This is a genomic window from Diplocloster hominis, from assembly GCF_032380655.1.
GTDB classification, from domain to species: Bacteria; Bacillota; Clostridia; order Lachnospirales; family Lachnospiraceae; genus Diplocloster; species Diplocloster hominis.
In genome coordinates, this window is record NZ_JAWDIY010000002.1 from 63,992 (window position 1) to 88,319 (window position 24,328).

Genomic DNA, 24,328 nt, shown 5'->3' on the forward strand with positions numbered 1-24,328 from the left:
ATTACAATCAATGGAAAGAAACGGTATATACGAGCAGACAGATATTTCCGATAAATTAAGAGAGGAATGCGGTGTCTTCGGGATCTATGATTTTGATGGAAACGACATCGCTTCCACTATTTATTATGGGCTGTTCGCCCTGCAGCACCGGGGCCAGGAGAGCTGTGGTATCGCGGTCAGCGAGACCAGCGGTCCCAAAGGTAAAGTCAGTTCCTACAAAGGAATGGGACTGGTCAATGAAGTATTCACCCATGAAGCCCTGGAGGGGATGAAGGGTGATATCGGTGTGGGACATGTCCGGTATTCTACCGCAGGAAGCAGTACCCGGGAAAATGCCCAGCCGCTGGTTTTGAATTATGTCAAAGGAACGCTTGCGCTTGCGCATAACGGAAACCTGATCAATGCACCGGAACTTCGAAGAGAGTTAGAGTACACCGGAGCGATCTTTCAGACAACCATCGATTCCGAGGTTATCGCCTATCATATCGCGCGGGAGCGGATTCACAGCGCGTCTGTCGAGGAAGCGGTTACCCGGGCCATGAAGAAGATCAAGGGAGCGTATTCACTGATAGTGATGAGCCCCAGAAAGCTGATTGGCGCCAGGGACCCGTTCGGATTTAAACCACTTTGTATTGGAAAACGGGATCATGCTTATATCATAGCTTCCGAGTCCTGCGCCTTAGAGACGGTGGGAGCTGAGTTCGTGCGGGATGTTCTGCCGGGCGAGGTCGTTACGATCACACCGGACGGCGGGATTGTCTCGGATGTAAGCCTCTGTCAGCCGAAAGCGAAGGAAGCCCGCTGTATTTTTGAATATATTTATTTTGCCAGACCGGATACGCATTTTGACGGAATGAGTGTCTATGGCTCCAGAATGTTAGCAGGCAGGTATCTGGCGATGGATTCCGCAGTGGAAGCAGATCTGGTGGTGGGTGTGCCGGAATCGGGAAACGCGGCGGCTCTGGGGTATTCGCTGGAGTCCGGTATCCCGTTCGGAACGGCTTTCGTGAAAAATGGATATGTGGGCCGTACCTTTATAAAACCCAAACAGAGCAACCGGGAATCCAGTGTCCGGATTAAACTGAATGTGCTGTCTGAAGCGGTAAAGGGTAAGCGGGTCATTATGATCGATGATTCCATCGTCCGGGGGACTACCTGTGACCGGATCGTGGGGATGTTAAAAGAGGCAGGAGCCACGGAGGTACATGTACGGGTCAGTTCACCGCCATTTTTGTACGAGTGCTACTTTGGAACGGACATTCCCTCCAGAGAGCAGCTGATCGCTTATAACCGGACCATTGAGGAAATACGGGACCTGATCGGCGCGGATTCGCTGGATTACTTAAGGGTGGAGCGTCTGCCTGAGCTGGTGGAAGACCGCCCCATCTGTACCGGATGCTTTACCGGTCAATATCCGCTGGACCCGCCTACGGAGGATATCCGCGGTGAGTATGTGGAATAAGCGGGAATTACTCATAATTAAATAAAGTTATGTAAACAGGAGGATGTCGAATGTCTACAGACAGATACCAAAGCCCTTTGTCTGAGCGCTATGCCAGCAAAGAGATGCAGTATATATTTTCACCGGATATGAAATTCAGGACCTGGAGGAAGCTCTGGATTGCGCTTGCCCAGACCGAGCAGGAGCTTGGGTTAAATATTACGGATGAACAGATAGAAGAGTTAAAGGCCCACCAGGATGACATTAACTACGAGGTGGCGAAGGAACGGGAAAATGTGGTACGCCACGATGTGATGTCCCATGTATATGCGTACGGGGTGCAGTGTCCGAAAGCAAAGGGGATCATCCATCTGGGAGCGACTTCATGCTATGTGGGAGACAACACGGACATTATCGTAATGAAAGAAGCGCTGCTGTTAGTGCGCAAAAAGCTGGTGAATGTGATCGCTGAGCTGGCCGGATTCGCGGATGAATATAGGGCGCTGCCGACTCTTGGTTTTACCCACTTCCAGCCGGCCCAGCCCACGACCGTGGGAAAACGGGCAACGCTTTGGATGCAGGAGTTCCTGCTGGATCTGGAAGACCTGAATCATGTGATCGATACCCTTAAACTGCTGGGATCAAAAGGCACTACCGGTACACAGGCCAGTTTTTTGGAGCTGTTTAACGGGGATCACAGTACTGTTGAAAAACTGGATCCCATGATCGCGGCCAAATTAGGCTTCCGGGACTGCTACCCGGTGTCCGGCCAGACGTATTCCAGAAAGGTGGATACCCGGGTCCTGAATGTGCTGGCAGGGATAGCGGCCAGCGCCCACAAGTTCTCCAATGACATCCGCCTGCTGCAGCATATGAAAGAAGTGGAAGAGCCTTTTGAGAAAACCCAAATCGGCTCTTCGGCCATGGCTTATAAAAGGAATCCCATGCGCAGTGAACGGATCGCCTCGCTGTCCCGGTATGTGATGGCTGACGCGCTGAATCCGGCAATGACGTCCTCGGTTCAGTGGTTTGAGCGGACACTGGATGATTCCGCTAACAAGCGTCTGTCTGTGCCGGAAGGATTCCTGGCGGTTGACGGTATCCTGGATCTGTGCCTGAACGTAGTGGATGGCCTGGTGGTGTATCCGAAGGTCATTGAAAAGCATCTGCTGGCGGAGCTGCCCTTCATGGCTACGGAAAATATCATGATGGATGCGGTGAAGGCCGGCGGGGACCGGCAGGAACTCCATGAGAAGATCCGTACCCTCTCCATGGAGGCGGGACGGAATGTGAAGGAAAAAGGGCTGGATAATAATCTGTTAGAACTGATCGCAGCTGATCCCTCCTTTAATCTGTCGTTGGAGGAACTGCAAAAATCCATGGAGCCGTCCAGATATACGGGATGCGCGAAAGAACAGGTGGAAGCGTTCTTAAGCCAGGTGGTACAGCCGCTGCTGGAGCAATATAAAGAGCAGCTGGGACTGAAGGCAGAGATAAACGTGTAAATGAGAAACGGACGAAGTGAGGAAGCAGGCTGAAGTGATGAAATGTGAAGAAATAATCCGGGAACTACGTGGGTTGAGTTCTGAGAAGTATAAGGCAAATGTAGGGAAGCTTGGGATTCCGAAGGAGCACAGCCTGGGCGTTTCAACAGGAGATGTCAGAAAGATGGCCAAACAAATCGGCAGGTCCAATGAACTGGCCGGTGAACTGTGGGCTTCCGGATATCATGAGGCAAAGCTGCTGGCCGTTTTGGTATTCGATCCGAAGACACTGCCGCTGCGTGAAGCCGAACGGCTGATGCAGGATGTGATATCCTGGGACCTGTGTGATCATCTGTGCAAGAATCTGCTGATTAGGATCAAAGGTTATCAGGATCTGATTGAGAAATGGTGTAACAGCAGCAAAACTTATGAAAAACGCGGGGCGTTTACCCTGATCGCTTCAGCTGTCGTTCATGATAAGAAGATTACCCCGGATGAACGGGATCATTATCTGGAACTGGTGAAAATGTACTCCGATGATGACAGGGAGCATGTCAAAAAGGCGGTATCCTGGGCACTTCGGGAGATCGGTAAATCGGACTTTGACTATCAGGAAAAGGCACTTCTGGCGGCCCGCGAGATGGAAAAAAGCAGCAGCAGGTCCCGCAGCTGGATAGCCAGGGATGCGATAAAGGAGCTGGAAAATTTGGTGCAGACAGAAGGACGGCGCAGACTGATATCCCGTGATTCTAAGATGGGACAGGAAATATAGATAAAATGCGAAGTCTGGATGACTGAAATGAATATGGGCAGAGTACATGGCATGTATAGTATTGCAATGTACTCTGCCTGTTTTTTATTCCCCGGTATGAAGTATCTCGTGTTACATTTACACTTTTAAAAAAAAATAGGGCTCCATAAGTAATTCAGTTATAAGGAATAAAGTTCATAAAAGAATGGGAAAAGGTCATAATATTGGATATTATATTCCCGCAGCATGCGGTAAATACAGTATACAAACAAGACTATACACGGATACTGATACAATTTCCACAAAGATTCCTACCTGTTGCTTATGAATTTAACGCTTTAATCAGATAAAATCATAAAAAGAGCTGGACAGATAGAAAAATTATGATAATGAAAAGCAGAGATAATCCGCAATTTTGGCCAAATTCATGAGATTTCACGAGTTATTATTTTTTTCTTTACAGTAGAAAAAGAGTTGTAGTATAATATGAAGTCGGTAAAAACGTAACTTGTTGATGATTTTACAAATGTTAGGAGGAAGTCCTATGGTAAAGGCTGTTGTAGGAGCAAACTGGGGAGACGAAGGCAAGGGCAAGATCACAGATATGCTTGCCAAGGAATCCGATATCATTATCAGATTCCAGGGGGGAGCCAACGCGGGTCATACGATTGTAAACAATTACGGAAAATTCGCGCTGCATACCCTGCCGTCCGGAGTTTTCTATGATCATACCACCAGCATCATCGGAAATGGGGTGGCGCTGAATATTCCGATTCTGTTTAAAGAATTAGATGACATTGTAAGCCGCGGTGTGCCGAAGCCTAAACTTCTGATCTCAGACCGGGCCCAGATTGTGATGCCTTACCATATCCTTTTCGACCAGTATGAGGAGGAACGCCTTGGCGGTAAATCATTTGGATCTACGAAATCGGGAATCGCTCCGTTTTATTCGGATAAATATGCGAAGATCGGATTTCAGGTAAGTGAATTATTCGACGATGAAGCGGCGCTTAAGGAGAAGCTGGAACTGGTCTGTGAGATGAAGAATGTGCTTTTGACGAATCTTTACCACAAGCCGGAGCTGAACGCTTCTGATTTATTTGACACGATGATGGAATACCGGCAGATGGCAGAACCCTATGTCTGTGATGTTTCCGCTTACCTGTGGCAGGCGATTCAGGATGGAAAAGAAATTTTGCTGGAAGGCCAGCTGGGCTCTTTGAAAGATCCGGATCATGGAATTTATCCCATGGTTACCTCTTCCTCTACTTTGGCTGCGTACGGGGCCATTGGCGCGGGAATTCCGCCCTATGAGATTAAAAAGGTGATTACGGTCTGCAAGGCCTATTCCAGCGCGGTAGGAGCGGGAGCGTTTGTCAGTGAGATCTTCGGCGATGAAGCGGATGAACTAAGACGGCGCGGTGGAGACGGCGGAGAGTACGGCGCCACTACAGGCCGGCCCAGAAGAATGGGGTGGTTTGACGTTGTGGCCTCCAGATATGGATGCCGGATACAGGGAACGACGGATGTAGCATTTACCGTGCTGGATGTTCTGGGATACCTGGATGAGATCCCGGTGTGCACGGCATATGAGATCGACGGTAAGGTTACCATGGATTTCCCCACTACCGGACAGTTAAATAAGGCAAAACCGGTCATGGAGATATTGCCGGGATGGAAGTCCGATATCCGTGGAATTAAAAAATATGAGGAGCTGCCTGAGAATTGCCGTAAGTATATTGAATTCGTTGAGAAAAAGCTGGGCTTCCCGATTACTATGATATCCAACGGACCTGGCCGGGATGACATTATATATAGATAAGGTTGATTTTGATAATATCCGTATGGAACAAAAAGGGTGTAGATACCGGACCGGCAGGGCCCGGAGCAGATTAGCCGGATGGCTTAGAACTGTTCCGGGCCCTGCGGAAGTTTTACGCCGCCGCAGTTGTCTGTTATCCGGTCCGGCAGTTTTTTAGTATCTGTTTTAGTACGTTTTTAGTACCATCCTGAAAGGATAGCACGTGATCAGTAATCATGATATAATAAGAACTTAGAAAAAATGATACAAAGGAGAGAGTTCAAAAATGATAGAAACCGTGATCTTTGATATTGGAAACGTGTTAGTGGATTTTTGCTGGAAAAACTGTCTGGAAAGAATGCCCTTCGATGAAGATACAAAACAGGCCCTGGCAAAGGCCATGTTTTTGTCTGCCACATGGGCGGATATGGACCGCAGTGAAAAGACGGATGAGGAACTGCTGGATTTGCTGGTTGCCAATGCTCCCGAATATGAAAGTGAGATCCGTACGGTGTTTGAACATCTGGATTTGTCCGTAAAGCTGTATGATTTCACCATACCATGGATACGTACATTAAAGGATAGCGGGTACAAGGTCTATTATCTTTCGAATTTTCCCCGGAAAACTTTTGAACTGCTGGGGCACACCATGGATTTCATTGAAGAGATGGACGGAGGGATCCTGTCTTTTCGTGTGAAGCTGATTAAGCCCGAAAAAGAGATCTATCAGGCACTGATAGAAGAGTACAGGATTACACCGCAGAATGCGGTATTTCTGGATGACTGCGCTGCGAATGTGGAGGCGGCTGCGGCCCTTGGTTTACAAACCATATTGGTGGAAAATCACGGGCAGGCGGTAAAAGAACTGGAAAAACTTGGAGTTTATTCGGAATCAATTTCTTCCTAAGAAAGATATTAGATTCTTTATAAATATTTCAGAAGTTTGTCACGACCTATTCATATTTCCTGCATATAATAGTAGTACCAGTAAGGACAAAACAAAGAGTGAGCAGAACAGGAGGTCTGGTTCATGAAATATACCACGTACTACGAAGATAGCTGTATGATCGGTTACAGCGGTTACGAGCAGATGAAGGCAATGGTTGAACGAGAGAACCCCAATGGTATACTGGAACATGTAAAGGTCAGAAAACTGAAATTTGAGAATACGGAGCTAGAGAACCAAAGGCTGGCAGGAGACGAAGGAATACCGCTTTATAGTATTTGTCTTAAGAATCTTGATGAGAACAGACTATATCTGGAAAAGAAGAGCCGGCAGAACCAGGTGACATACAAAAGTTACACCAAATTGACCAGGGAAGAATGTGAGAAAATCTTAAATGGTGATGTAGAGTGGATGAAGACTCACAAAAAATCCCTGTGCAGAGACTTTTATTTACAATATACGATCAATAATCTGAGGCCCACCAGGGTACGGGAGTATGAGCGTGAGATAGGAAAATGTAAAGACAATAATTATATCACGTTTAACCTTAATATCCGTACTGCGCTTGACAAAAATGTCGATTTGTTTGCGGAAGAGATCGATATGATGGATTGTTTAAGCGAAGATAAAATAGCTGTCAGCTACAAAAAAGAGACAAAGATTCCCAGAGTCATAGCCAATGTATTACATATCGGTAACGAGCAGCTGAACGAGCTGGCGACGGCATTATAATCTAAGATAACACTAACCGCAGAATCATTCTAAAAAATTGATTCTGCGGTTTTTGCGTTTGGGGACATGTCCATTTCGGTTTGGGACATGTCCAAATCAGAATGGACATGTCCCAAACCGAAATGGACATGTCCCCCAATCATTTGTCATGATTTTTTTTGATAAGGCGGTATATGAGGATATAGCCGTACAGTAACACTGGGACCAGAATGGTCGCTCCAACTGCAGCTTTTAAACAGGTGTCCGCCCAGGGACTGTCGATCAGAGCGAAAATCAAAGTGGACAGATAGAGTGCTAACAGAATAATTACACCTGCCAGTGCCAGAATTCGTTTTTTCTTTTCCATGAGAACCTCCATATGTTTTTCAGAGAGTAATATCTGATCGGTGAAATTTGTTTGTCTCCAGGCCTTCCGTATATGAGCAAGGAGAAGAATACTGTCTCTCATTATAATGAAAAGTACGAGATCTAGTCAACGATAATTTTAGGATCTGGGATAATGAAGGAGAAATATCCCTTCTGTAACCCCGGATAAATAAATGGTTTACTTTGGTAAAAATAGTTGCTATAATCGTAAACGTGTGAAGAGCAAGTGAAATTAATCGGAATGAATATGAGGAAATGCGCAAACGATAAAAGGGAGATATGAGGATTGATGTCTGATAGAGAGAAAAAGATCAGCATAGCAGCCAGTTTTGGGCTTTTGTCCGCCGCTATTATCTGGGGATTTGCATTTGTCATCGTGAAAAGTTCCCTGGATGTGATACCGCCGGTTTATATGCTGGCCTTTCGGTTTACCATCGCAACGGCAGGATTGGTTTTGATTTTTCATAAGAAACTTTGTCTGCTGAGTAAGAAACTGTGGGGGCACGGGGCGATCCTGGGCCTGTTCTTGTTCTTAAGCTATCTGTTTCAGACGATTGGCTGTCAGTACACTACAGCGGGGAAAAACGCGTTTCTGACGACTATATATGTTGTTTTGGTCCCCTTTTTGCATTGGATATTTAATAAGAAGAAACCGGACCGCTACTGTGTGACCGCCGCGTTTATGGCGGTGGCCGGTATCGGGCTTTTATCCCTCCAGGGGGATATGACCATGAACATAGGGGATGTTCTGACGCTGATCTGTGGGTTCGGCTATGCGATACACATTGTCTTTATTGACCGCTATACGGAAATCGAGGATCCGGTTCTGCTGACGGTCCTGCAGTTGGGGTTCGCCGCTGTATTTTCCTGGATTCTTGCGCCGGTCCTGGACGGGGGCTTCCCGGCAGGAGCCCTGCGGCCGGACATGATTGCAGGAATGCTGTATCTGGGGCTGCTGAGCACGATGGCAGCGTTTCTGCTGCAGAATGTGGGACAGAAATATACAAAACCATCTACCGCTGCGCTGCTGCTGTCTATGGAGTCCGTATTTGGAATTATATTTTCCATGATCTTTCTGGGAGAAGAGCTGACTTTAAAATTGGCAGCAGGTTGTATCCTTATCTTTGCGGCGGTAATTATGGCCGAGACCAAATTAGAATTTTTTAAAAGAAAGAAAACAGTGGGGAGCAATGAATATGTTTAAGCAATTTTATCCCGGAGAATACATCGATTCCACCTATCATATTGATTTTGACCAGCTTTACCGGGAAGGCTACCGGGGAGTGATTTTTGATATCGACAATACGCTGGTTCCTCACGGGGCACCGGCCGATGAGCGGGCCACCGGACTGTTTTCTCACTTAAAAGGGCTGGGATTTTCCTGCTGTCTGCTCTCCAATAATGATGAGCCGAGGGTAAAAATGTTCAACGACGCAGTACACGTCAACTATATTTTTGATGCCCATAAGCCATCCATGAAGAATTATCAGAAAGCAATGGAACTCATGCATACGAATTTGAAGAATACGCTGTTCGTGGGGGACCAGATATTTACGGATGTCTATGGGGCTAACCGAACCGGCCTCCGCACGATTTTGGTTCAGCCGATTCACCCAAAAGAAGAAATTCAAATTGTTTTAAAGCGTTATTTGGAGAAAATCGTGTTATACTTCTATCAGAGGCAATTGAGAAAAACAGATAAAGTCAGTTAACGTCTGAACAAAGGGTGTTCAGATGCGGGAAAACGCCCGCATGGAGGCATATTATGAGGCAAAAACAGATTACCGATATACGCAGAGAAATGGAACTGGATGCAATTCTTGTGACAAATCCTCTGAATGTGCGTTATATCAGCGCATGTACGGCGGATACCGGATGCCTGTACCTGTCGGATACGTCCTGTATATTTTTAACGGATTCCCGGTATACCACACAGGCACAGGAGGAGTGCGGCGACCGATTTACCGTGTGTGAGATCAAAGGAAGAGACGGATACACAGATGCCCTGGGCATGTATATGAAACAGGACTCGGTATGCAACATTGGTTTCGAGGATGAGGTAATGACCTGGGCAGAGGCCAGGCGCTATCAGCAAAAATTGCCGGCAAAAGAATGGGTTCCCCTTAGGGATGCCCTGGATCAGCTGAGGGTAATCAAGTCAAAAGAAGAGCTGGAGCGGATCGCCAGGGCACAAAGCATTGGAGATGCGGCATTCAGCCACATACTTAAGGTGCTGCGGCCTGGAATGACCGAACTCCAGGTGGCGGCTGAATTGGAATATTTCATGAAAAATGCAGGGGCGACGAAGCTAAGCTTTGATACCATAGCTGCTTCCGGCATCCATTCAGCGATGCCCCATGCGATTCCCCAGGATAAGGAATTAGCGGACGGAGAGTTCCTGACCATGGATTTTGGCTGTATTTATCAGGGATACTGTTCGGATATGACCAGGACGGTGGTGATCGGAAAAGCTTCAGAAAAACAAAAGGAGATATATCAGGTTGTTCTTACTGCGCAGCAGGCAGCGCTGGATACTATTCGGGCCGGCCGGACAGGCAGCGAGATCGATCAAATAGCCAGAGATATAATAAAGGACGCCGGGTATGGAGACTATTTCGGACACGGATTAGGACACAGCCTCGGGCTGTTTATCCATGAGGAACCCCGGTTATCCGCGCTGGATGACACGGTGCTTTGCGAAAATATGGTGGAAACAGTGGAGCCGGGGATTTATCTGCCGGGATTTGGCGGAGTGAGAATCGAGGATCTCGTCATCGTGACTAAAAATGGCTGTACGAATCTGACCCATTCGCCCAAAGAATTGATAGAAATCGGTTGATTAGACAGGTTTGAGTGAATAGCAAAGTTCAGTTTGAGATATGGCCGGAATCCGGCTGAAGTTTGGTCCAGAGAAAAAACAGTTGAAAAATCGGATATTTTATTATAAACTAAATGAGAACATGGGGATGGACGTTCCCCAATGTATTTGAAGGAGGAATTTCAAAGATGATTTCAGCAGGTGATTTTAGAAATGGTATTACGGTGGAAATTGAAGGAAATATATTTCAGATCATCGAATTTCAGCATGTAAAACCTGGAAAAGGCGCAGCTTTTGTTCGTACAAAATTAAAAAACATTATCAACGGTGGTGTGATAGAAAAAACCTTCCGTCCTACCGAGAAATTTCCGCAGGCCAGAATCGACAGAAAGGACATGCAGTATCTGTACTCCGATGGGGATCTGTTCCACTTCATGGATGTGGAGAATTATGAGCAGATCGCTCTGAACGAAGAGTCTGTAGGCGATTCCCTTAAGTTCGTAAAAGAGAATGAAATGGTAAAAGTATGTTCCCACAATGGAAACGTATTTGCGATCGAACCTCCGCTGTTTGTAGAGCTGGAGATTACCGATACGGAGCCTGGATTCAAGGGAGATACGGCTACCGGAGCGACGAAGCCGGCAGTAGTGGAAACCGGAGCTACGGTATATGTGCCGCTGTTCGTTGACCAGAACGAAAAAATCAAAATTGACACCAGAACCGGAGAATATCTCTCCAGAGTCTGATAGGTATGAACACAGAACTGTGGTTGCTGTAATGGCTGCCACAGTTTTTTTGTGCCTGCGTGGTCTGGACTTAGGGCCGGGCTGAAGGGAAGGGGCGTGCCTTTGGGTGCCGGTCGGCAAATCTCGCAGGGCCAAATCACTTCGGCCGGACCTAAGAACGGCTAACTCCGAAGGCGGGAGAACCTCTTATTGGCAGGGCCTGGAACAAACTCGCCAAAGGTCGGCTCGGACAGTGTTCCAGGCCCTGCGAGGTTCTCCCGACTTCTGCGTAAGCCGTTCTAAGGCCCGGCCTCAAGTGATTTGGCCCTGCGAGATTTGCCGACCGGCACCCAAAGGCACGCCCCTTCCCTTCAGCCCTGCTTTAACAAAAGCCCTTTTCCATGTTCTGTGAATTTTGTGATGTTATACATGGCAGTAGTTATACGGTGTCGGAATCAAAAGTATCAAGTTCTTGGCGATAAGTTATAAATGTAAAAAAGCCTGCAGTAAAATAGGGCTGAGAGGGAACGGGCGTACCCAAGCGGCACCCGGCGGCAATTCTCGTGGGGCCAAATCACTTGAGGCCGGACCTTAGAACGGCTTACGCAGAGAGCAGGAGAACCTCGCAGGGCCTGGAACACTGTTCGAGCCGTTTTGTGGCGAGTTTGTTCAAGGCCCTGCCAATAAGAGGTTCTCCTGCTCTCGGAGTTAGCCGTTCTTAGGTCCGGCCGAAGTGATTTGGCCCCACGAGAATTGCCGCCGGGTGCCGCTTGGGTACGCCCGTTCCCTCTCAGCCCGGCCCTTAGTCGATCAGTCTCCCCCATATAAGCGAGTAGTTTAGCAGCCACTTTATAGAAAATTCAGATTTGTTTAGTCTTTGTTAATTGTTTTTTGGCGGGGGATTCGGTATGATGTATGGGTAAACTATTCTGGTTTACTTCTTAGCACAAATCGTGCGTTTTTCCTGTATATCTTATTTAAAATCAGAAAGGATGGTAGGATGAATTACGAACAATTTATGGAGTGTGTGCGCACACGGGTGGAAGAGGTCCTGGGCGGGGAGGCCAGAGTGACCGTTTATTCAGTTGTGAAAAATAATTCGGTTAAGCTGGACGGTTTGACAATTATGGAGAGGGAGAATAATGTTTCCCCTACCATTTATCTGAATCCGTACTTCGAAGCGTTCGAACACGGTATGGAGATGGATAAGATTGTCCGGGAGATTCTGAAAGTGTATACGCAATGCCGGCCGAAGCAAAAGTTTGATACGGATTATCTGAAGGATTATGAAAAAATAAAGGACCGGATTGTTTACAGGCTTGTGAATTATGAGAAGAACCGGGAACTGCTGGAACAGATGCCGTATATCCGTTTCCTGGATCTGGCGGTGATCTTTTATTGCCTGATCGCCGTAGGGGAGGAGGGGACTGCTTCGGTGGCTGTGAAGGCAGAGTATATGAAGGTGTGGGATATAACTTTGCCGCAGATCTATGAGCAGGCCAGGATCAATACTCCGAAGCTGCTGCCCTATGTGCTTCAGACTATGCTGGAGGTTCTGGGTGAGCTTTGCGATGCGGTGGATACCTCTGGCACGCTGCCTATGTATGTGTTGACGAATCAATTGAGAATGAACGGCGCCGCCTGTATCCTTTATCCGAATGTGCTTCGGGAGTGCAGCCGGAAGATTGGGGGGGATCTGCTGATCCTGCCCAGCAGTATTCATGAAGTGATACTTATACCGGATCATGGGAATCGGGCAGAGCTGCGGGAGATGGTGGAAGAGATCAATCAGACACAGGTGGAAGTGGAGGAGGTGCTCTCCGGACAAGTGTATCGTTACGAAAGAAACACAAACAGGATAATTTTGTAAAAATAACGAAAAAAGTGTGTTTTTTCTACATTCCAATTGCGTAATCTCCGAATATGTTGTAAAATAGTTAACGATTGAAGTTATTTTCCAAAAAATGAATGGATGCAGATTGAAGTTTAGGAGGTACCAATGGAAGATTTTAAACGTTTTGTAAAAAACAATTCGAGATATATTATACTTGCGGTAATTATTATTGTATTAGTGATTGTTCTCGTGAAGTGCATCGGTGGTAAGGATGAGGATAAGGATGCCAAGGGGGACAAGAATACGGAAAATGTACAGCCGTCTGCTGACCCCAGCGCTACGCCGGCGGTAACTCCGGAGGAGAATGCACTGCTGCAGGACGCGGTACCGGAGGTAAACGATTTGATGAACCGGTATTATGCGGCGTTAGCTGCCGGAGATATGGAGTCCGTGAAGGGTATGGTGGACACTCTGACAGATGATGATGCGGGGTTGCCGGCCAGGTCGGAATGGATCGACAGCTATAATAATATTTCCTGCTATACAAAAAAGGGAATGACCGATAACTCTTACGTCGTTTACACGTATTTCGAAATTAAATTTGTTGGGGACAAAACGGCTTCTATGGCACCGGGATTGTCATCGTTCTATGTGGCCCAGAATGACCAGGGGGCTTATTACATTTTGCAGAGCAGTAATGCGGATATCGATAATTATATGGCTAATATCACCAAAGGTGATGATGTTCAGGCATTGGTTGCAAGTGTAAATCAGAAGTGGGAAGAGATCAAAGCGGCAGATCCCACAGTGGCAGAAGTAGCTTCTGTGATGATTAATGCCGGCGAGAGTGCTGAAGGCGGCGGGGAAGCGGCCGGTGATGCCGGTGCGGAACAGCCCGAAGAGCAGCAGCCGGAAGAAGAAGCACCTACAGAAGAACCTCCGGCGGAACAGCAGCCGGCGGCGGGAGTACAGGATGTGGATGAAACTGTATACGCGACGGATTCTGTGAATATCCGAAGCGACGCCAATGAAAGTGCGGAAAGAGTCGGACAGGTTTACCAGGGGGAAACACTGCATCGGACAGGCATTCTGGACAGCGGGTGGAGCCGTGTGGATTATAATGGACAGACTGCTTATGTGAAGAGCGAATATGTTACGACGGATGCGAATTCGGCTAACGGCGGCGGGGAAGATAACAGCCAGATTACCTCAACCACACCGGCCGGCGGAACCGCTACGGCGAAGGAATCCGTTAGTTTCCGTGAAGGTATGAGCGAGACCTCTGCGAAGCTGGGTGTCATTTACCAGGGAGAAAAGGTTAAGAAAATCATGGATTATGCGGAAGGCTGGTCCAAGGTGGAATACAACGGTAAGACCGGATATGTAAAAACCCAGTATCTCAATTAAACCTCAAAATTAAATATCATTAGATTCATACAAGTGCTCCTCTGACAGCAGATGCCGGTAAATGATATCTGCAGCTGTCAGGGGAGTATGTTTTCGTACAGGAAAGGTTACAACCATTGACTTGCCGGTCCTGCTATGTATAATCATGTCACATTCTCCATACCCTATAACAAAACACAAGGTTTTAATTACCTTTTCATATAAGACTTTGCAAAGAAGGGAGAACGGGTTTATGTTGACAAATGCGGATTTGGCGGTCTTGAAGGAGACTTATCGGAGTTCCAAAACAGTGGTTACAAATATCAACCATGTGTTAAGTAAGGTGTATGATGAGGACCTGGCTCTGGACCTGAACAAGCAGCTGGCAGAGTATCAGAGGATGGAAGAGAAAGCAGCCGGGGTATTGAATCAGAACGGAATCCGGCCGGAGAAGGATACTGCCCTGGATAAAGCCAGAACCTGGTCATCCGTGCAGGCCAGCACTTTGCTGAATACCAGCACGGGGCATATCGCGGATATGATGATTCAGGAAAATGCCCAGGGCATGACAAATATGATGAAGGTTCTGAAACATAACCGGCCAGTCAAAGGTGAGTACGATTCCATGGCCAATGAACTGATGGATCTGGAGGAGCTGAATATACGGAAATTGAAATCTTATTTGTAAATGTATCTGATCTTTGTGTAAATTTAACAAAGTTAGCGAAATTTGGTAATTTTATAAGAAATTGCTTGCGTTAAAGGCCTAAAGCGTAATATAATAAAAAGCGGACAAAGGCGTCAGAAAATATGAGTGGATGTGTCCACTCATATTATTTTTCGGACGTTATTTTTTATTTAAGGAGGATTCATATGTCTTACATCGATGAGGTAATGGAAAAAGTTGTAGCGAAAAATCCCGGAGAAGCAGAATTTCATCAGGCGGTAAAGGAAGTCTTAGATTCTTTAAGGCTGGTCGTGGAGGCCAACGAGGAAGAATACAGAAAAAATGGACTGCTGGAGCGTTTGGTAGAGCCTGAGAGGGTAATATCCTTCCGGGTTCCCTGGGTGGACGATCAGGGAAAGGTACAGGTAAACAGAGGATTCCGCGTACAGTTTAACAGTGCGATCGGACCGTATAAGGGAGGACTTAGATTCCATCCTTCTGTAAATCAGGGTATCATCAAATTCCTTGGATTCGAACAGTGCTTCAAGAATTCCCTGACGGGACTTCCCATCGGCGGAGGAAAAGGCGGAGCGGATTTTGACCCGAAAGGAAAATCAGACCGGGAGGTAATGGCATTCTGTCAGAGTTTCATGACGGAACTGTGTAAATATATCGGTGCGGATACGGATGTTCCGGCTGGAGATATTGGCGTGGGAGCAAGAGAGATCGGTTTCCTCTTCGGACAGTATAAAAGGATCAGAGGGCTATATGAAGGCGTCCTAACCGGAAAAGGCCTGACCTACGGCGGTTCTCTGGCCAGAACCGAGGCAACCGGTTATGGACTGATCTATCTGCTGGATGAGATGTTAAAGCAGAACGGAAAAGAATTGGCCGGCAAGACCGTTGTCGTATCCGGTTCCGGCAATGTGGCTATCTATGCCACCCAGAAAGCCACACAGCTTGGCGCAAAGGTAGTAGCTCTCAGCGATTCCAACGGTTGGATCTATGATGCCAATGGTATCAATCTGGATGTGGTCAGAGAGATCAAAGAAGTACGCAGAGGCAGAATCAAAGAATATGCGGATGCGGTTTCCGGTTCCGAATATCATGAAGGCAAAGGAATCTGGAGTGTGAAATGTGATATCGCCCTTCCGTGCGCAACTCAGAATGAGTTAAATCTGGACGATGTAAAGACTCTGGCCGCCAATGGATGTTTTGCGGTGGCGGAAGGCGCTAATATGCCTACCACCAGAGAAGCTACGGAATATCTGCTGGAGAATAAGATCATGTTCGCTCCCGGAAAGGCCGCCAATGCCGGCGGTGTCGCTACCTCAGCGCTTGAGATGACACAAAACAGCATGCGTCTGTCCTGGACTTTTGAAGAGGTTGACAAAAAATTGCAGGAGATCATGGTGGGAATCTTCTCTAAAATGGCGGATGCGGCGAAACGCTACGGTGTAGAAGGAAATTATGTGGCTGGAGCCAACATCGCAGGATTTGAGAAGGTAGTTACGGCGATGTTAGCACAGGGTGTGTGCTAATCAATAAAAACGAACCCCGGAAATTCAATGTTTCCGGGGTTTTATTGTGCGTATTTTTACAGTAAGTGTTCGTAAGTTTGAGTAAAAATTTGATAGTAATATACTGGCAATATACTTATAATATACACGCAAGATACAAACGATTTTGCATAATATACGCATAATATACTTGGTTTTTGGCACTGTTTTAGAATATTTATACAGTAAAAGTGAGGCATGACCTCCCTTAAATTTTGTTGACTTCATCAATAAGCTGTTGTGTGGTTTTATGTGTGTACACTCCCTTTGTGACATTGTTTTTCATGCTGTGACCCATTATGAGTTTGATACAAACCTCATTCGCTCCGGCATCATCCATCAACGATGCAAAGGTGTGGCGGCCGTCATGCGGTAGATGCTGCATACCGAGTCTGTTCATAACGGTGTTGAAATTTGCACTCACATACGAACCGTAGGTGTAGTGGTTTCCGTACTTATTATTCACAAGAAATCTTCTGTTCGGATTGAACCGATTCTTTATTAGTGGCAAAATTTTGTCTGCGATTGGTATTGTTCTGTCTGTGCCTGCCTCTGTTTTCATTCCTCCAATCATGTATTGTTCATCCAGATGCACATTATCCGTGGTTATCTCCAAAAGTTCCGTAGGTCTTAGGCCGGTGTAGATCGTAATGAGAATGAGGTCCACATTGTTTATCACATACAGTTTAGACCAAAGGGTTGCAATTTCTTCATTGGTATATCTACTATGGATTTGTTCTGTCGGATCAACCCATGAGTATACAAAGAACTGAGACAAATCTTTTTCTATATAGTTGTTCATTAGGGCATACTTGTATAGATTGTTAAGGATCGTGCGGATATTAGAGACAGTAGAGTTTGATTTACAGGTCCATTTATTGATACACTCCTGGACCTCATCAGTTCGTAGGGCATTAAATTTCTTGTGGTGCAAATCTGATAAGTGGTTGAAAGCAATCTCATAGTTCCGCCAGGTGTTTGATGAAATCTTATCCGGCAGAGCCTTTCGATAATTTTTCCACTTTCCATACATCTCTGCAAAAGTAGGTGTCTCGGCGTATTTAATATGTTCCGCAACCACATCGGCATTATTCAATTCAGACAGAAAAGCATAGGCGTGTTCCTGTTTGGCGAAGTATTCAAGGTATTTGAACGTTTGCCGGTAAGCTATGGAATACTCATAGCCCTCTTCTTGCATCAGAGTCTCGGCGAACTCACAGATGGCATCTGAGGAAATAGCAGCCCACATCTGAGCTTTTCTTTTCCATTTGAAGTTATACCGGTTGAGTTCCCGGCGGATATTAGACGGTGGATCTTTCGGAGCATCAATCTCTACAAATTCCGCAATTTCAGAAGTTCGGACAGCATAAGGTTTACGCCTCTTGCCTTTTAGTTTGATTACACTACCGTAACCGTTTGGCAGACGCATAATATCATCCCCCTTTCTTAAAAATGGGCGCAAAAATGCCCGGTATATTGTTTTTCTACCGGGAAGATGATATAATGCAAGTTGTCCAGACGAGCGCATATCGGAGCTTTCCGGTGTGTGTTCATAGATACCGTCTCTGTTAGCAGCAGAGGCGGTTTTCTATTTTAGTATTTCTGTCGATTTTCAACGACTCTACCAATGATTCTCACTGGTTTGTTTTCAATCTCTTCATTTGAGTAGAAGAGTGGTTCGTATGCCTGATTAAAAGGGATTAGCCTGATGCCACTCGGATATTTTGCCAATTTCTTACAGGTAGCACTGTCTCCATTTACCAATACAATGACGAGATCTCCACTTTCTGCATAATTCTGTTTGCGGACGACTACTACATCCCCATTACATATGCGTGGCTCCATAGAATCCCCTTTGATTTTCAATGCAAAAAAATCTCCTGTATGAGCCAATTCCTCAGAAATTTCTTCATAGTCTATAATATCCTCAATAGCTTCAATGGGTATTCCGGCAGCCACATTACCGAGAACAGGTATACGGATTGCTTTCTTAGCCATTTTCACTTTTTCGGGAGAAACCGATACTTTCATATTATCGTCTAACTGAGAAAACAACTCATCAAAACTCATAAACATTCCGTTTGCCGCTTTCTTTATAGAGGTCATAGACGGAACAGGCGGTTCTCCTGTTTTTGGATTGAGATTATTTTCAAGCTGAGATATGTAACCTTTACTCAAACCACTAGCTTTCGCAAAACTATCCATGCTCATGCTATTTTCTTCTCTATATGCCCTTATTATCTGCCCTAATGTCATACGAAAACCTCCTTTCGATGTTTAGTCCATTATACAATGCACAGTACAAAAAGTCAATTTTTTTGTAAAATGTGCTTGACAATAAATGTTTAGTCGGCTATACTCAAATTGTTCAGTCGAGCAAACATCGGACGAAGAAAGGAGGCGCAGTAATGGCGTATCGAATCAGAGAACTTAGAGAAAAGAAGAAACTTACCCAGGAACAGTTAGCTCAAATGTCTGGCGTAAGCAGAACAACCATAGTTCTGCTTGAAAACAACGAAGAGCATGAGGCTATGGTCGGTACTCTGAAATCGTTGGCGGCGGCTTTGAATGTCCCTGTCAGCAAACTTTTTACCCAAAAAGTTTAGTCGAGCAAACACGAAAAGGATAATCCACAACGAACTAAGGCACAGCAAAACGAACAGATTGAGGTAAGAAGCAATGAACAATGAGAGAGTGACACCAAAAAATGCAGCAAAAGAGTTGCAAATGGATGTGATTACGCTCCGTGAACTTATGAAAAGGGAGAAATTGCCTATTGGATATGCCATAAAGCGAGAGGGTAAATCCAAGTGGGGATTTTACATATATCGCCACCTTTTGGATCAGGAGAAAGAACGACTTGGTATAGGTTAAGCATCCGCAAGGATTGTTTAATAGATATTTTTTGAGGAAAGGAGACGCACCATGAGAAAAGGTACAGTTAAATGGTTCAACGCCGCAAAGGGCTATGGTTTCATTACAGGCGAAGATGGAGTTGACGTGTTCTGCCATTTCAGCGCATTGCAGATGGACGGTTACAAGACTCTCGTAGAGGGACAGCCCGTAGAATTTGATGTTGTTGACGGAACCAAGGGACCGCAGGCATCCAACGTAACAGTAATTCAGTAGCGGTTTAGGGGGTAAGGCATTGCCGAACCCCATAAACAGAGAAAGGAAAATCCACCATGAAGATTTCAAAAATCACGATAAAGCAGCTCTTCGGGATTAAGGAATGGCAGGGGGACGGAAAGAACATTGAGCTTGTCGGAGACAACGGTACTGGAAAAACATCCGTTATTGACGCAATCAGATATGCTCTTACAAATTCCTCCGACCGTGAATTTATCGTAAAAAACGGAGAGACAGAGGGAGAGATTTACATAGAAACAGATAACGGTCTCTCCATTGACAGAAAAGCCAGAACGGCAATGACAGATTACAAATCTGTTAAGCAGAACGGCAATGTAATTCCAAGTCCTGAGTCGTTTCTGAAAACAATATTCACACCGTTGCAGCTTTCCCCTATGGAGTTCATCTCTATGGATAAGAAAACCCAGAACGCAACGATTTTGGATATGATTCAGTACGATTGGAACCTTGACACCATCAAGGAATGGTTCGGGGAGATTCCGAGGGATGTAAATTACGAGCAGAATATCTTGGCTGTCCTGAATGATATTCAGGCAGAGAACGGTTACTACTTTATGCACCGTCAGGATGTAAACCGTGATATTCGTGCGAAGAAAGCAGTTATCGCAGATATTGGCAGCTCACTTCCTATCGACTATGACGGAGAGAGATGGGAAAAGGAAAACCTCTCAGAACTCTACACAGAGATCGAGAAGATCCGCAAGAACAACGAGACTATTGAAAAGGCAAAACGCCTTAGAGACAGCCACGATGGAAAAATCCGCTCATTTCAGGCAGACAAGGAAATTAAGATTGCCGCACTTGATACGGAAATGGCTCAGCAGGAAAAGAACATTGAGAGTGAGTTGGCGCAGCTTGAAGAGAGAATAAAAGCCCTCAGAGAGAAGAAAGACGGCCTTGCTGGTGTAAAAGCGGACAAGGTAAAGGTAATTCAGTCGGAGTATGAGGCATCCGTGTCTAAGTATGAAGCTGAGCAGGCATCCTACGCAGAATACGCAGATATGGAAACCACACCTATTGATGATCTTATGGCAAAAGCCAATGAGACTGAGAAGATGAAAGGCCATATCAATGAGTGGCGCAGAATGTTGAACATCCAGAAAGAGGTTGATGAGTTGCAGAGTGAGTCAAACAGTCTTACAGAGAAGATCGAACTGGCAAGAACTCTTCCGGGAACCATTCTGGAAACCGCAGAGATTCCGATTGAGGGTCTGACCGTTAAAGACGGAATACCTCTTATCAATGGATTGCCGGTAAGCAATTTGTCAGAGGGAGAAAAACTTGATCTCTGCATTGATGTGGCAATTCAGAATCCGTCCGGTTTACAGATCATCCTCATTGATGGTACTGAGAAACTGTCTGAGGAAAACCGCACACGTCTCTATGAGAAGTGCAAAAAGAAAGGGTTGCAGTTCATAGCAACCAGAACCACAAGCAACAATGAATTAACAGTTATTGAACTGTAGGAGGAAACACTATGGCAGGAAAGAATGATAACTTTGACGCACTTATGACAATGATGGCACTCAAACACATTATGGATGATACGAAAGATATTGAAATCCATCCATTCACTTGTGAAGTGACCGTAACGCCTACATCAATCAGTTGCAGTTCTTCTGGAAATAAGGCATTTCTCGAAGATATTGACGGTGGAATGGAGTGGGCGGAGGAAACCAGCAACCTCATCAAAGATATTATGTCTGAGCAGACAATAAAGCTCACTGATCTGATGAAAAAGAAATTTGGTTTCGATACCGTCAAAGTTAAACCCAACTCCGAAGATGGTTTTGCGGATTTTTTGAAGAACCTTTTCGGGGGGGGTACAGACGATAGCGAATAAAATAAATAATCTGCCTGCCATAGCCTTTTCTTGGTAGGCAGATTCATAAAAATACAAGGAGGTTATTTATGGCAACAAAAGACACAAATTATTTAGTTGCAGTTCATAAAGGACTGGACGAAAGCCTTGAAAAACAGGTTGCAGCTCTGCCGGAGAAATTCAACAAGCAGAGATTTTTACAGAACTGCATGACGGTTCTGCAGGACGGACAAGCTGATTTCTCAAAATGCGAAGCACCGACCGTTGTGCGAACACTCTTAAAAGGAGCTTTCCTTGGTCTCGATTTCTTTAACGGAGAGTGTTACGCAATTCCTTACGGAAATCAGTGTCAGTTCCAGACTGATTACAAGGGAGAGATCAAGCTGTGCAAGAGATATTCGAGCAATCCTATTCAAGACATATACGCAAAGGTAGTCCGTGAGGGAGATAAGTTTGAGGAAGTAATTGAAAACGGTAAGCAGTATGTCAATTTCAGACCTAAGACTTTTTCAAACGGAGAGATTATCGGTGCATTTGCGGTAGTCCTCTACAAAGACGGTTCCATGATGTACGACACCATGAGCAAAGAGGACATTGAACATACCAGACAGACATTCTCAAAGGCAGCAAACAGCAAGGCTTGGAAAGAAAGTTACGGAGAGATGTGTAAGAAAACAGTTCTCCGCCGACTGTGTAAGTTGATTGACCTCAACTTTGATACCGCAGAACAGTGTCAGGCATTTGAAGATGGTTCGGCATTTGATGTTAAGGAAAAACCGAAAGAGAAGTATCAGGCACAGGACATTTACCAGTCTCACGATCAGAGTTCTCATAACGCAGATGAGAGTTCTGATGGTGTGATTGACGGAACATTCAAGGAAGTAGATGAGTAATCTTCTTAAACTTACCCCGGAGAACTATTACACCAAAGAAGCTAATATGCAGTATGTGTCCGTTTCTCAGTACAAAGAGTTCAACGGCACGACCGGAAAAATGGGTTGTGAAGCATACGCTATGGCGAAGCTCCGGGGAGAAGTTGAGGAAGTAACCACAACTGCGTTAATGGTAGGCTCCTATGTGGATGCCTACTTTGAGGGTACACTTCCTACATTTTCCGCACAGCACCCGGAAATCTTCTCATCCAGAGGTAAAACCGCCGGAGAGTTGAAATCCGAATACAAACAGGCCTCAATTATGATTGACCGTGCCGTGAAAGATCCGGTTTTCATGCAGTACATGGCCGGAGATAAACAGGTTATTATGACCGGAGAAATTGAGGGAGTTCCTGTCAAAATCAAAATTGACAGTGCAGACGGCAGACGAATCACTGACCTCAAAACAGTAAAGAGCATAACAGAAACCTTTTACGCAAAGGACCTTGGGCAGAGACTCAATTTCTGCGAATGGTGGGGATATGATTTGCAAGCTGCCGTGTACAGAGAGATTTACAGACAGAATACAGGTGATCTCTTGCCGTTTTACATTTGTGCTGTCAGCAAGGATAAGACAGACAACATTCCTCATCCGAGAATCAAGGTTATTGAAGTTCCACCGCTGATGATGGATGAAAAACTGGCAGAGGTCAAAAACAATATCGTGAAAATCCAACGCATTAAAGATGGAGACATTGAGCCACTTAGATGCGAGGTATGCGATTATTGTGCCGATACTGAGATTCTGGATGGTCCTGTTTCCATGGATATGCTGATGGGAGAGATTTAATGAAAGATTCAATCGTAATTGATATGAAATACGCTGATTACGATATGATAGACGGCTCTTACGGTGTCGAGAGACACCACTTGATGGGTGGGGCGAACAGGAGCCATGCAGACGAGGATGGTCTGTGGGTTCCTTTATCGCCGGACCATCACAATTCAAGTAGAATGAGTGTTCATCACAACAAGGAAATGAAAGTAATGAGCCATATCATTGCACAGTTGGCGTATGAGCTTGAAATGGTATCTACCGGACAAGCCAAGGATAAAAACGAGGCAAAGGAAATGTTTCGGAGAAGATACGGAAAAACATTCGTATAGTAGGCGATACGCTTATTATAAATAATTCTTTAGAAAGGAAGTGAAAACAGTGGCAGAGAAACTTACATTGGCATCCATGTGTGCCGGAGGCGTTCAAGAACGTATCGACAGAGCGTTAGCGAAAATCTCAGATAACATTCTGGATTTGAACACTGATGCAAAGAAGAAACGTGTCCTTGATGTAAAGATTACTCTTACTCCTAGTGAGGATGATAGAGAGGATGTTTCCGTTGAGGTACAGACTTCCATTAAGTTAGCTCCTGAGATGGGACTGAAAACTCAGTTGTTCATCAACAAGGATTTCAGAAGTGGTGTTACAACCCTTACTGAACATTCCAAAGGTGCGATCAAAGGTCAGCTCACTTTGGACGATTGCGGTATGAGCATGAACCCGGAGGAAGTTGAGGAAGAAAAACCGGTAACGGCAGAGGAACTTGGTTGTGATCCTGAAACCGGAGAGGTTATTGAAAAGCAGCCGGAACAGAAAACCGAACACAAGGTTATTAGCCTGAAAGCGGTTAATGATTAAAGGAGGACATTATGAATTTTGGAAAAGCAATAGAAGAGATGAAGTCTGGTAAGAAAGTTGCAAGGCAGGGATGGAACGGAAAGAACCAGTACATTGAACTTGCAACTAATATCAGCTACAAAAACGCCTGTGGCGATATTGTGAACTGCGAACATGATGCCATCGGAAACAAAGCAATCGCATTTGTCGGAACATCCGGTGTACAGATGGGATGGCTTGCATCTCAGGCTGATATGTTGGCAGATGATTGGCAGATCGTACAGTAACAGGAGGAAGAT

The 24,328-nt window shown here is 45.6% G+C and carries 27 protein-coding genes; 24 read left to right on the forward strand and 3 right to left on the reverse strand.

The genetic code is table 11. The annotated features are described in order from the left end of the window. Positions 1–10: 10 nt before the first annotated feature. The 6 genes from purF to ABC831_RS02115 all read left to right on the forward strand — a co-directional run bounded on the left by purF (position 11) and on the right by ABC831_RS02115 (position 7,155). On the forward strand, positions 11–1,462 hold the full coding sequence (gene purF / locus ABC831_RS02090) for an amidophosphoribosyltransferase (protein WP_158349941.1): 1,452 nt from the start codon (positions 11–13) through the stop codon (positions 1,460–1,462). A gap of 50 nt (positions 1,463–1,512) precedes the next feature. Continuing rightward, the gene (gene purB / locus ABC831_RS02095; RefSeq protein ID WP_343246640.1) at positions 1,513–2,946 is read left to right on the forward strand and encodes an adenylosuccinate lyase; all 1,434 of its coding nucleotides are present in this window, start codon (positions 1,513–1,515) and stop codon (positions 2,944–2,946) included. Positions 2,947–2,983: 37 nt separating this feature from the next. Beyond that, the gene (locus tag ABC831_RS02100) at positions 2,984–3,697 is read left to right on the forward strand and encodes a DNA alkylation repair protein (RefSeq protein ID WP_343246641.1); all 714 of its coding nucleotides are present in this window, start codon (positions 2,984–2,986) and stop codon (positions 3,695–3,697) included. Between the two features lie 523 nt (positions 3,698–4,220). Further along, positions 4,221–5,498, forward strand: coding sequence for an adenylosuccinate synthase (locus tag ABC831_RS02105; protein WP_343246642.1), 1,278 nt, complete (start codon positions 4,221–4,223; stop codon positions 5,496–5,498). A gap of 265 nt (positions 5,499–5,763) precedes the next feature. After that, complete coding sequence (locus ABC831_RS02110; RefSeq protein ID WP_343246643.1) at positions 5,764–6,384, forward strand: HAD-IA family hydrolase; 621 nt, start codon at positions 5,764–5,766, stop codon at positions 6,382–6,384. A gap of 123 nt (positions 6,385–6,507) precedes the next feature. Beyond that, positions 6,508–7,155, forward strand: coding sequence for a VTC domain-containing protein (locus ABC831_RS02115; RefSeq protein ID WP_343246644.1), 648 nt, complete (start codon positions 6,508–6,510; stop codon positions 7,153–7,155). A 139-nt stretch (positions 7,156–7,294) separates the two neighbouring features. Here the strand turns inward: ABC831_RS02115 and ABC831_RS02120 are convergent, their stop codons facing one another. Continuing rightward, positions 7,295–7,501: a hypothetical protein gene (locus ABC831_RS02120; protein WP_343246645.1), complete on the reverse strand. Its 207-nt coding sequence runs from the start codon at positions 7,499–7,501 to the stop codon at positions 7,295–7,297. A gap of 309 nt (positions 7,502–7,810) precedes the next feature. Here ABC831_RS02120 and ABC831_RS02125 point away from each other — a divergent pair, with 309 nt between their 5' ends. The 8 genes from ABC831_RS02125 (at position 7,811) to gdhA (ending at position 16,492) form a co-directional block, all read left to right on the forward strand. Continuing rightward, entirely contained in the window at positions 7,811–8,725 is a 915-nt protein-coding gene (locus ABC831_RS02125; RefSeq protein ID WP_343246889.1) for a DMT family transporter, read from the forward strand. Beyond that, entirely contained in the window at positions 8,718–9,233 is a 516-nt protein-coding gene (locus ABC831_RS02130) for a YqeG family HAD IIIA-type phosphatase (protein ID WP_343246646.1), read from the forward strand. Before ABC831_RS02125 ends, ABC831_RS02130 begins: the two co-directional genes overlap by 8 nt. Positions 9,234–9,286: 53 nt before the next feature. Further along, the gene (locus ABC831_RS02135) at positions 9,287–10,360 is read left to right on the forward strand and encodes a M24 family metallopeptidase (protein ID WP_343246647.1); all 1,074 of its coding nucleotides are present in this window, start codon (positions 9,287–9,289) and stop codon (positions 10,358–10,360) included. Positions 10,361–10,527: 167 nt separating this feature from the next. Beyond that, entirely contained in the window at positions 10,528–11,085 is a 558-nt protein-coding gene (gene efp / locus ABC831_RS02140) for an elongation factor P (RefSeq protein WP_158349930.1), read from the forward strand. Positions 11,086–12,064: 979 nt separating this feature from the next. Further along, positions 12,065–12,934, forward strand: coding sequence for a DUF5688 family protein (locus tag ABC831_RS02145; protein WP_343246648.1), 870 nt, complete (start codon positions 12,065–12,067; stop codon positions 12,932–12,934). Between the two features lie 129 nt (positions 12,935–13,063). After that, positions 13,064–14,305, forward strand: a complete 1,242-nt coding sequence (locus ABC831_RS02150) for an SH3 domain-containing protein (RefSeq protein WP_343246649.1) — start codon at positions 13,064–13,066, stop codon at positions 14,303–14,305. A gap of 232 nt (positions 14,306–14,537) precedes the next feature. Further along, positions 14,538–14,972: a hypothetical protein gene (locus ABC831_RS02155; RefSeq protein WP_343246650.1), complete on the forward strand. Its 435-nt coding sequence runs from the start codon at positions 14,538–14,540 to the stop codon at positions 14,970–14,972. Between the two features lie 185 nt (positions 14,973–15,157). After that, positions 15,158–16,492, forward strand: a complete 1,335-nt coding sequence (gene gdhA / locus ABC831_RS02160; protein ID WP_343246651.1) for an NADP-specific glutamate dehydrogenase — start codon at positions 15,158–15,160, stop codon at positions 16,490–16,492. Positions 16,493–16,718: 226 nt separating this feature from the next. Here gdhA and ABC831_RS02165 read toward each other — a convergent pair whose 3' ends face one another. Together ABC831_RS02165 and ABC831_RS02170 are read right to left on the reverse strand one after the other, a co-directional pair. Beyond that, positions 16,719–17,939, reverse strand: a complete 1,221-nt coding sequence (locus ABC831_RS02165) for a tyrosine-type recombinase/integrase (protein WP_215679704.1) — start codon at positions 17,937–17,939, stop codon at positions 16,719–16,721. Positions 17,940–18,103: 164 nt separating this feature from the next. Then, positions 18,104–18,766 carry a LexA family protein gene (locus ABC831_RS02170; protein WP_343246652.1) on the reverse strand — a complete coding sequence of 221 codons (663 nt, stop codon included), beginning with the start codon at positions 18,764–18,766 and terminating at the stop codon, positions 18,104–18,106. Between the two features lie 152 nt (positions 18,767–18,918). On the opposite strand from ABC831_RS02170, the gene ABC831_RS02175 reads away from it, so the two are divergent. The 10 genes from ABC831_RS02175 (at position 18,919) to ABC831_RS02220 (ending at position 24,316) form a co-directional block, all read left to right on the forward strand. Further along, positions 18,919–19,116 (forward strand): helix-turn-helix transcriptional regulator, encoded by a 198-nt coding sequence (locus ABC831_RS02175; protein WP_147601243.1) that lies wholly within the window; start codon positions 18,919–18,921, stop codon positions 19,114–19,116. Between the two features lie 73 nt (positions 19,117–19,189). Beyond that, a complete protein-coding gene (locus ABC831_RS02180) occupies positions 19,190–19,384 on the forward strand; it encodes a DNA-binding protein (RefSeq protein ID WP_147601244.1) in 195 nt (64 codons plus the stop codon). A gap of 51 nt (positions 19,385–19,435) precedes the next feature. Continuing rightward, a complete protein-coding gene (locus ABC831_RS02185; RefSeq protein WP_147601245.1) occupies positions 19,436–19,639 on the forward strand; it encodes a cold-shock protein in 204 nt (67 codons plus the stop codon). A gap of 56 nt (positions 19,640–19,695) precedes the next feature. Further along, positions 19,696–21,126: an AAA family ATPase gene (locus ABC831_RS02190; protein WP_343246653.1), complete on the forward strand. Its 1,431-nt coding sequence runs from the start codon at positions 19,696–19,698 to the stop codon at positions 21,124–21,126. Positions 21,127–21,137: 11 nt separating this feature from the next. After that, on the forward strand, positions 21,138–21,503 hold the full coding sequence (locus ABC831_RS02195; protein WP_343246654.1) for a hypothetical protein: 366 nt from the start codon (positions 21,138–21,140) through the stop codon (positions 21,501–21,503). A 68-nt stretch (positions 21,504–21,571) separates the two neighbouring features. After that, a complete protein-coding gene (locus ABC831_RS02200; protein ID WP_147601248.1) occupies positions 21,572–22,375 on the forward strand; it encodes a RecT family recombinase in 804 nt (267 codons plus the stop codon). Then, positions 22,368–23,204: a PD-(D/E)XK nuclease-like domain-containing protein gene (locus tag ABC831_RS02205; protein WP_147601249.1), complete on the forward strand. Its 837-nt coding sequence runs from the start codon at positions 22,368–22,370 to the stop codon at positions 23,202–23,204. The genes ABC831_RS02200 and ABC831_RS02205 overlap by 8 nt, the downstream gene beginning before the upstream one ends. After that, positions 23,204–23,521, forward strand: a complete 318-nt coding sequence (locus tag ABC831_RS02210; protein WP_343246655.1) for a hypothetical protein — start codon at positions 23,204–23,206, stop codon at positions 23,519–23,521. The genes ABC831_RS02205 and ABC831_RS02210 overlap by 1 nt, the downstream gene beginning before the upstream one ends. Positions 23,522–23,570: 49 nt before the next feature. Beyond that, the gene (locus ABC831_RS02215) at positions 23,571–24,050 is read left to right on the forward strand and encodes a hypothetical protein (protein ID WP_343246656.1); all 480 of its coding nucleotides are present in this window, start codon (positions 23,571–23,573) and stop codon (positions 24,048–24,050) included. 11 nt (positions 24,051–24,061) lie between these two features. Further along, complete coding sequence (locus ABC831_RS02220; RefSeq protein ID WP_343246657.1) at positions 24,062–24,316, forward strand: DUF2829 domain-containing protein; 255 nt, start codon at positions 24,062–24,064, stop codon at positions 24,314–24,316. Positions 24,317–24,328: the final 12 nt, after the last annotated feature.

What these genes read in the sequence shown, in the direction of transcription:
- ABC831_RS02145 (WP_343246648.1), top strand. Translation starts at nt 12,065, where the DNA reads ATGAATTACGAACAATTTATGGAGTGTGTGCGCACACGGGTGGAAGAG.
- ABC831_RS02150 (WP_343246649.1), top strand. Translation starts at nt 13,064, where the DNA reads ATGGAAGATTTTAAACGTTTTGTAAAAAACAATTCGAGATATATTATA.
- ABC831_RS02210 (WP_343246655.1), top strand. Translation starts at nt 23,204, where the DNA reads ATGAAAGATTCAATCGTAATTGATATGAAATACGCTGATTACGATATG.
- ABC831_RS02175 (WP_147601243.1), top strand. Translation starts at nt 18,919, where the DNA reads ATGGCGTATCGAATCAGAGAACTTAGAGAAAAGAAGAAACTTACCCAG.
- ABC831_RS02100 (WP_343246641.1), top strand. Translation starts at nt 2,984, where the DNA reads ATGAAATGTGAAGAAATAATCCGGGAACTACGTGGGTTGAGTTCTGAG.
- ABC831_RS02190 (WP_343246653.1), top strand. Translation starts at nt 19,696, where the DNA reads ATGAAGATTTCAAAAATCACGATAAAGCAGCTCTTCGGGATTAAGGAA.
- ABC831_RS02170 (WP_343246652.1), bottom strand. Translation starts at nt 18,766, where the DNA reads ATGACATTAGGGCAGATAATAAGGGCATATAGAGAAGAAAATAGCATG.
- ABC831_RS02155 (WP_343246650.1), top strand. Translation starts at nt 14,538, where the DNA reads ATGTTGACAAATGCGGATTTGGCGGTCTTGAAGGAGACTTATCGGAGT.
- gdhA (WP_343246651.1), top strand. Translation starts at nt 15,158, where the DNA reads ATGTCTTACATCGATGAGGTAATGGAAAAAGTTGTAGCGAAAAATCCC.
- purF (WP_158349941.1), top strand. Translation starts at nt 11, where the DNA reads ATGGAAAGAAACGGTATATACGAGCAGACAGATATTTCCGATAAATTA.
- ABC831_RS02195 (WP_343246654.1), top strand. Translation starts at nt 21,138, where the DNA reads ATGGCAGGAAAGAATGATAACTTTGACGCACTTATGACAATGATGGCA.
- ABC831_RS02135 (WP_343246647.1), top strand. Translation starts at nt 9,287, where the DNA reads ATGAGGCAAAAACAGATTACCGATATACGCAGAGAAATGGAACTGGAT.
- ABC831_RS02120 (WP_343246645.1), bottom strand. Translation starts at nt 7,501, where the DNA reads ATGGAAAAGAAAAAACGAATTCTGGCACTGGCAGGTGTAATTATTCTG.
- ABC831_RS02165 (WP_215679704.1), bottom strand. Translation starts at nt 17,939, where the DNA reads ATGCGTCTGCCAAACGGTTACGGTAGTGTAATCAAACTAAAAGGCAAG.
- ABC831_RS02180 (WP_147601244.1), top strand. Translation starts at nt 19,190, where the DNA reads ATGAACAATGAGAGAGTGACACCAAAAAATGCAGCAAAAGAGTTGCAA.
- ABC831_RS02200 (WP_147601248.1), top strand. Translation starts at nt 21,572, where the DNA reads ATGGCAACAAAAGACACAAATTATTTAGTTGCAGTTCATAAAGGACTG.
- ABC831_RS02185 (WP_147601245.1), top strand. Translation starts at nt 19,436, where the DNA reads ATGAGAAAAGGTACAGTTAAATGGTTCAACGCCGCAAAGGGCTATGGT.
- ABC831_RS02115 (WP_343246644.1), top strand. Translation starts at nt 6,508, where the DNA reads ATGAAATATACCACGTACTACGAAGATAGCTGTATGATCGGTTACAGC.
- ABC831_RS02105 (WP_343246642.1), top strand. Translation starts at nt 4,221, where the DNA reads ATGGTAAAGGCTGTTGTAGGAGCAAACTGGGGAGACGAAGGCAAGGGC.
- efp (WP_158349930.1), top strand. Translation starts at nt 10,528, where the DNA reads ATGATTTCAGCAGGTGATTTTAGAAATGGTATTACGGTGGAAATTGAA.
- ABC831_RS02220 (WP_343246657.1), top strand. Translation starts at nt 24,062, where the DNA reads ATGAATTTTGGAAAAGCAATAGAAGAGATGAAGTCTGGTAAGAAAGTT.
- ABC831_RS02130 (WP_343246646.1), top strand. Translation starts at nt 8,718, where the DNA reads ATGTTTAAGCAATTTTATCCCGGAGAATACATCGATTCCACCTATCAT.
- ABC831_RS02110 (WP_343246643.1), top strand. Translation starts at nt 5,764, where the DNA reads ATGATAGAAACCGTGATCTTTGATATTGGAAACGTGTTAGTGGATTTT.
- ABC831_RS02205 (WP_147601249.1), top strand. Translation starts at nt 22,368, where the DNA reads ATGAGTAATCTTCTTAAACTTACCCCGGAGAACTATTACACCAAAGAA.
- purB (WP_343246640.1), top strand. Translation starts at nt 1,513, where the DNA reads ATGTCTACAGACAGATACCAAAGCCCTTTGTCTGAGCGCTATGCCAGC.
- ABC831_RS02125 (WP_343246889.1), top strand. Translation starts at nt 7,811, where the DNA reads ATGTCTGATAGAGAGAAAAAGATCAGCATAGCAGCCAGTTTTGGGCTT.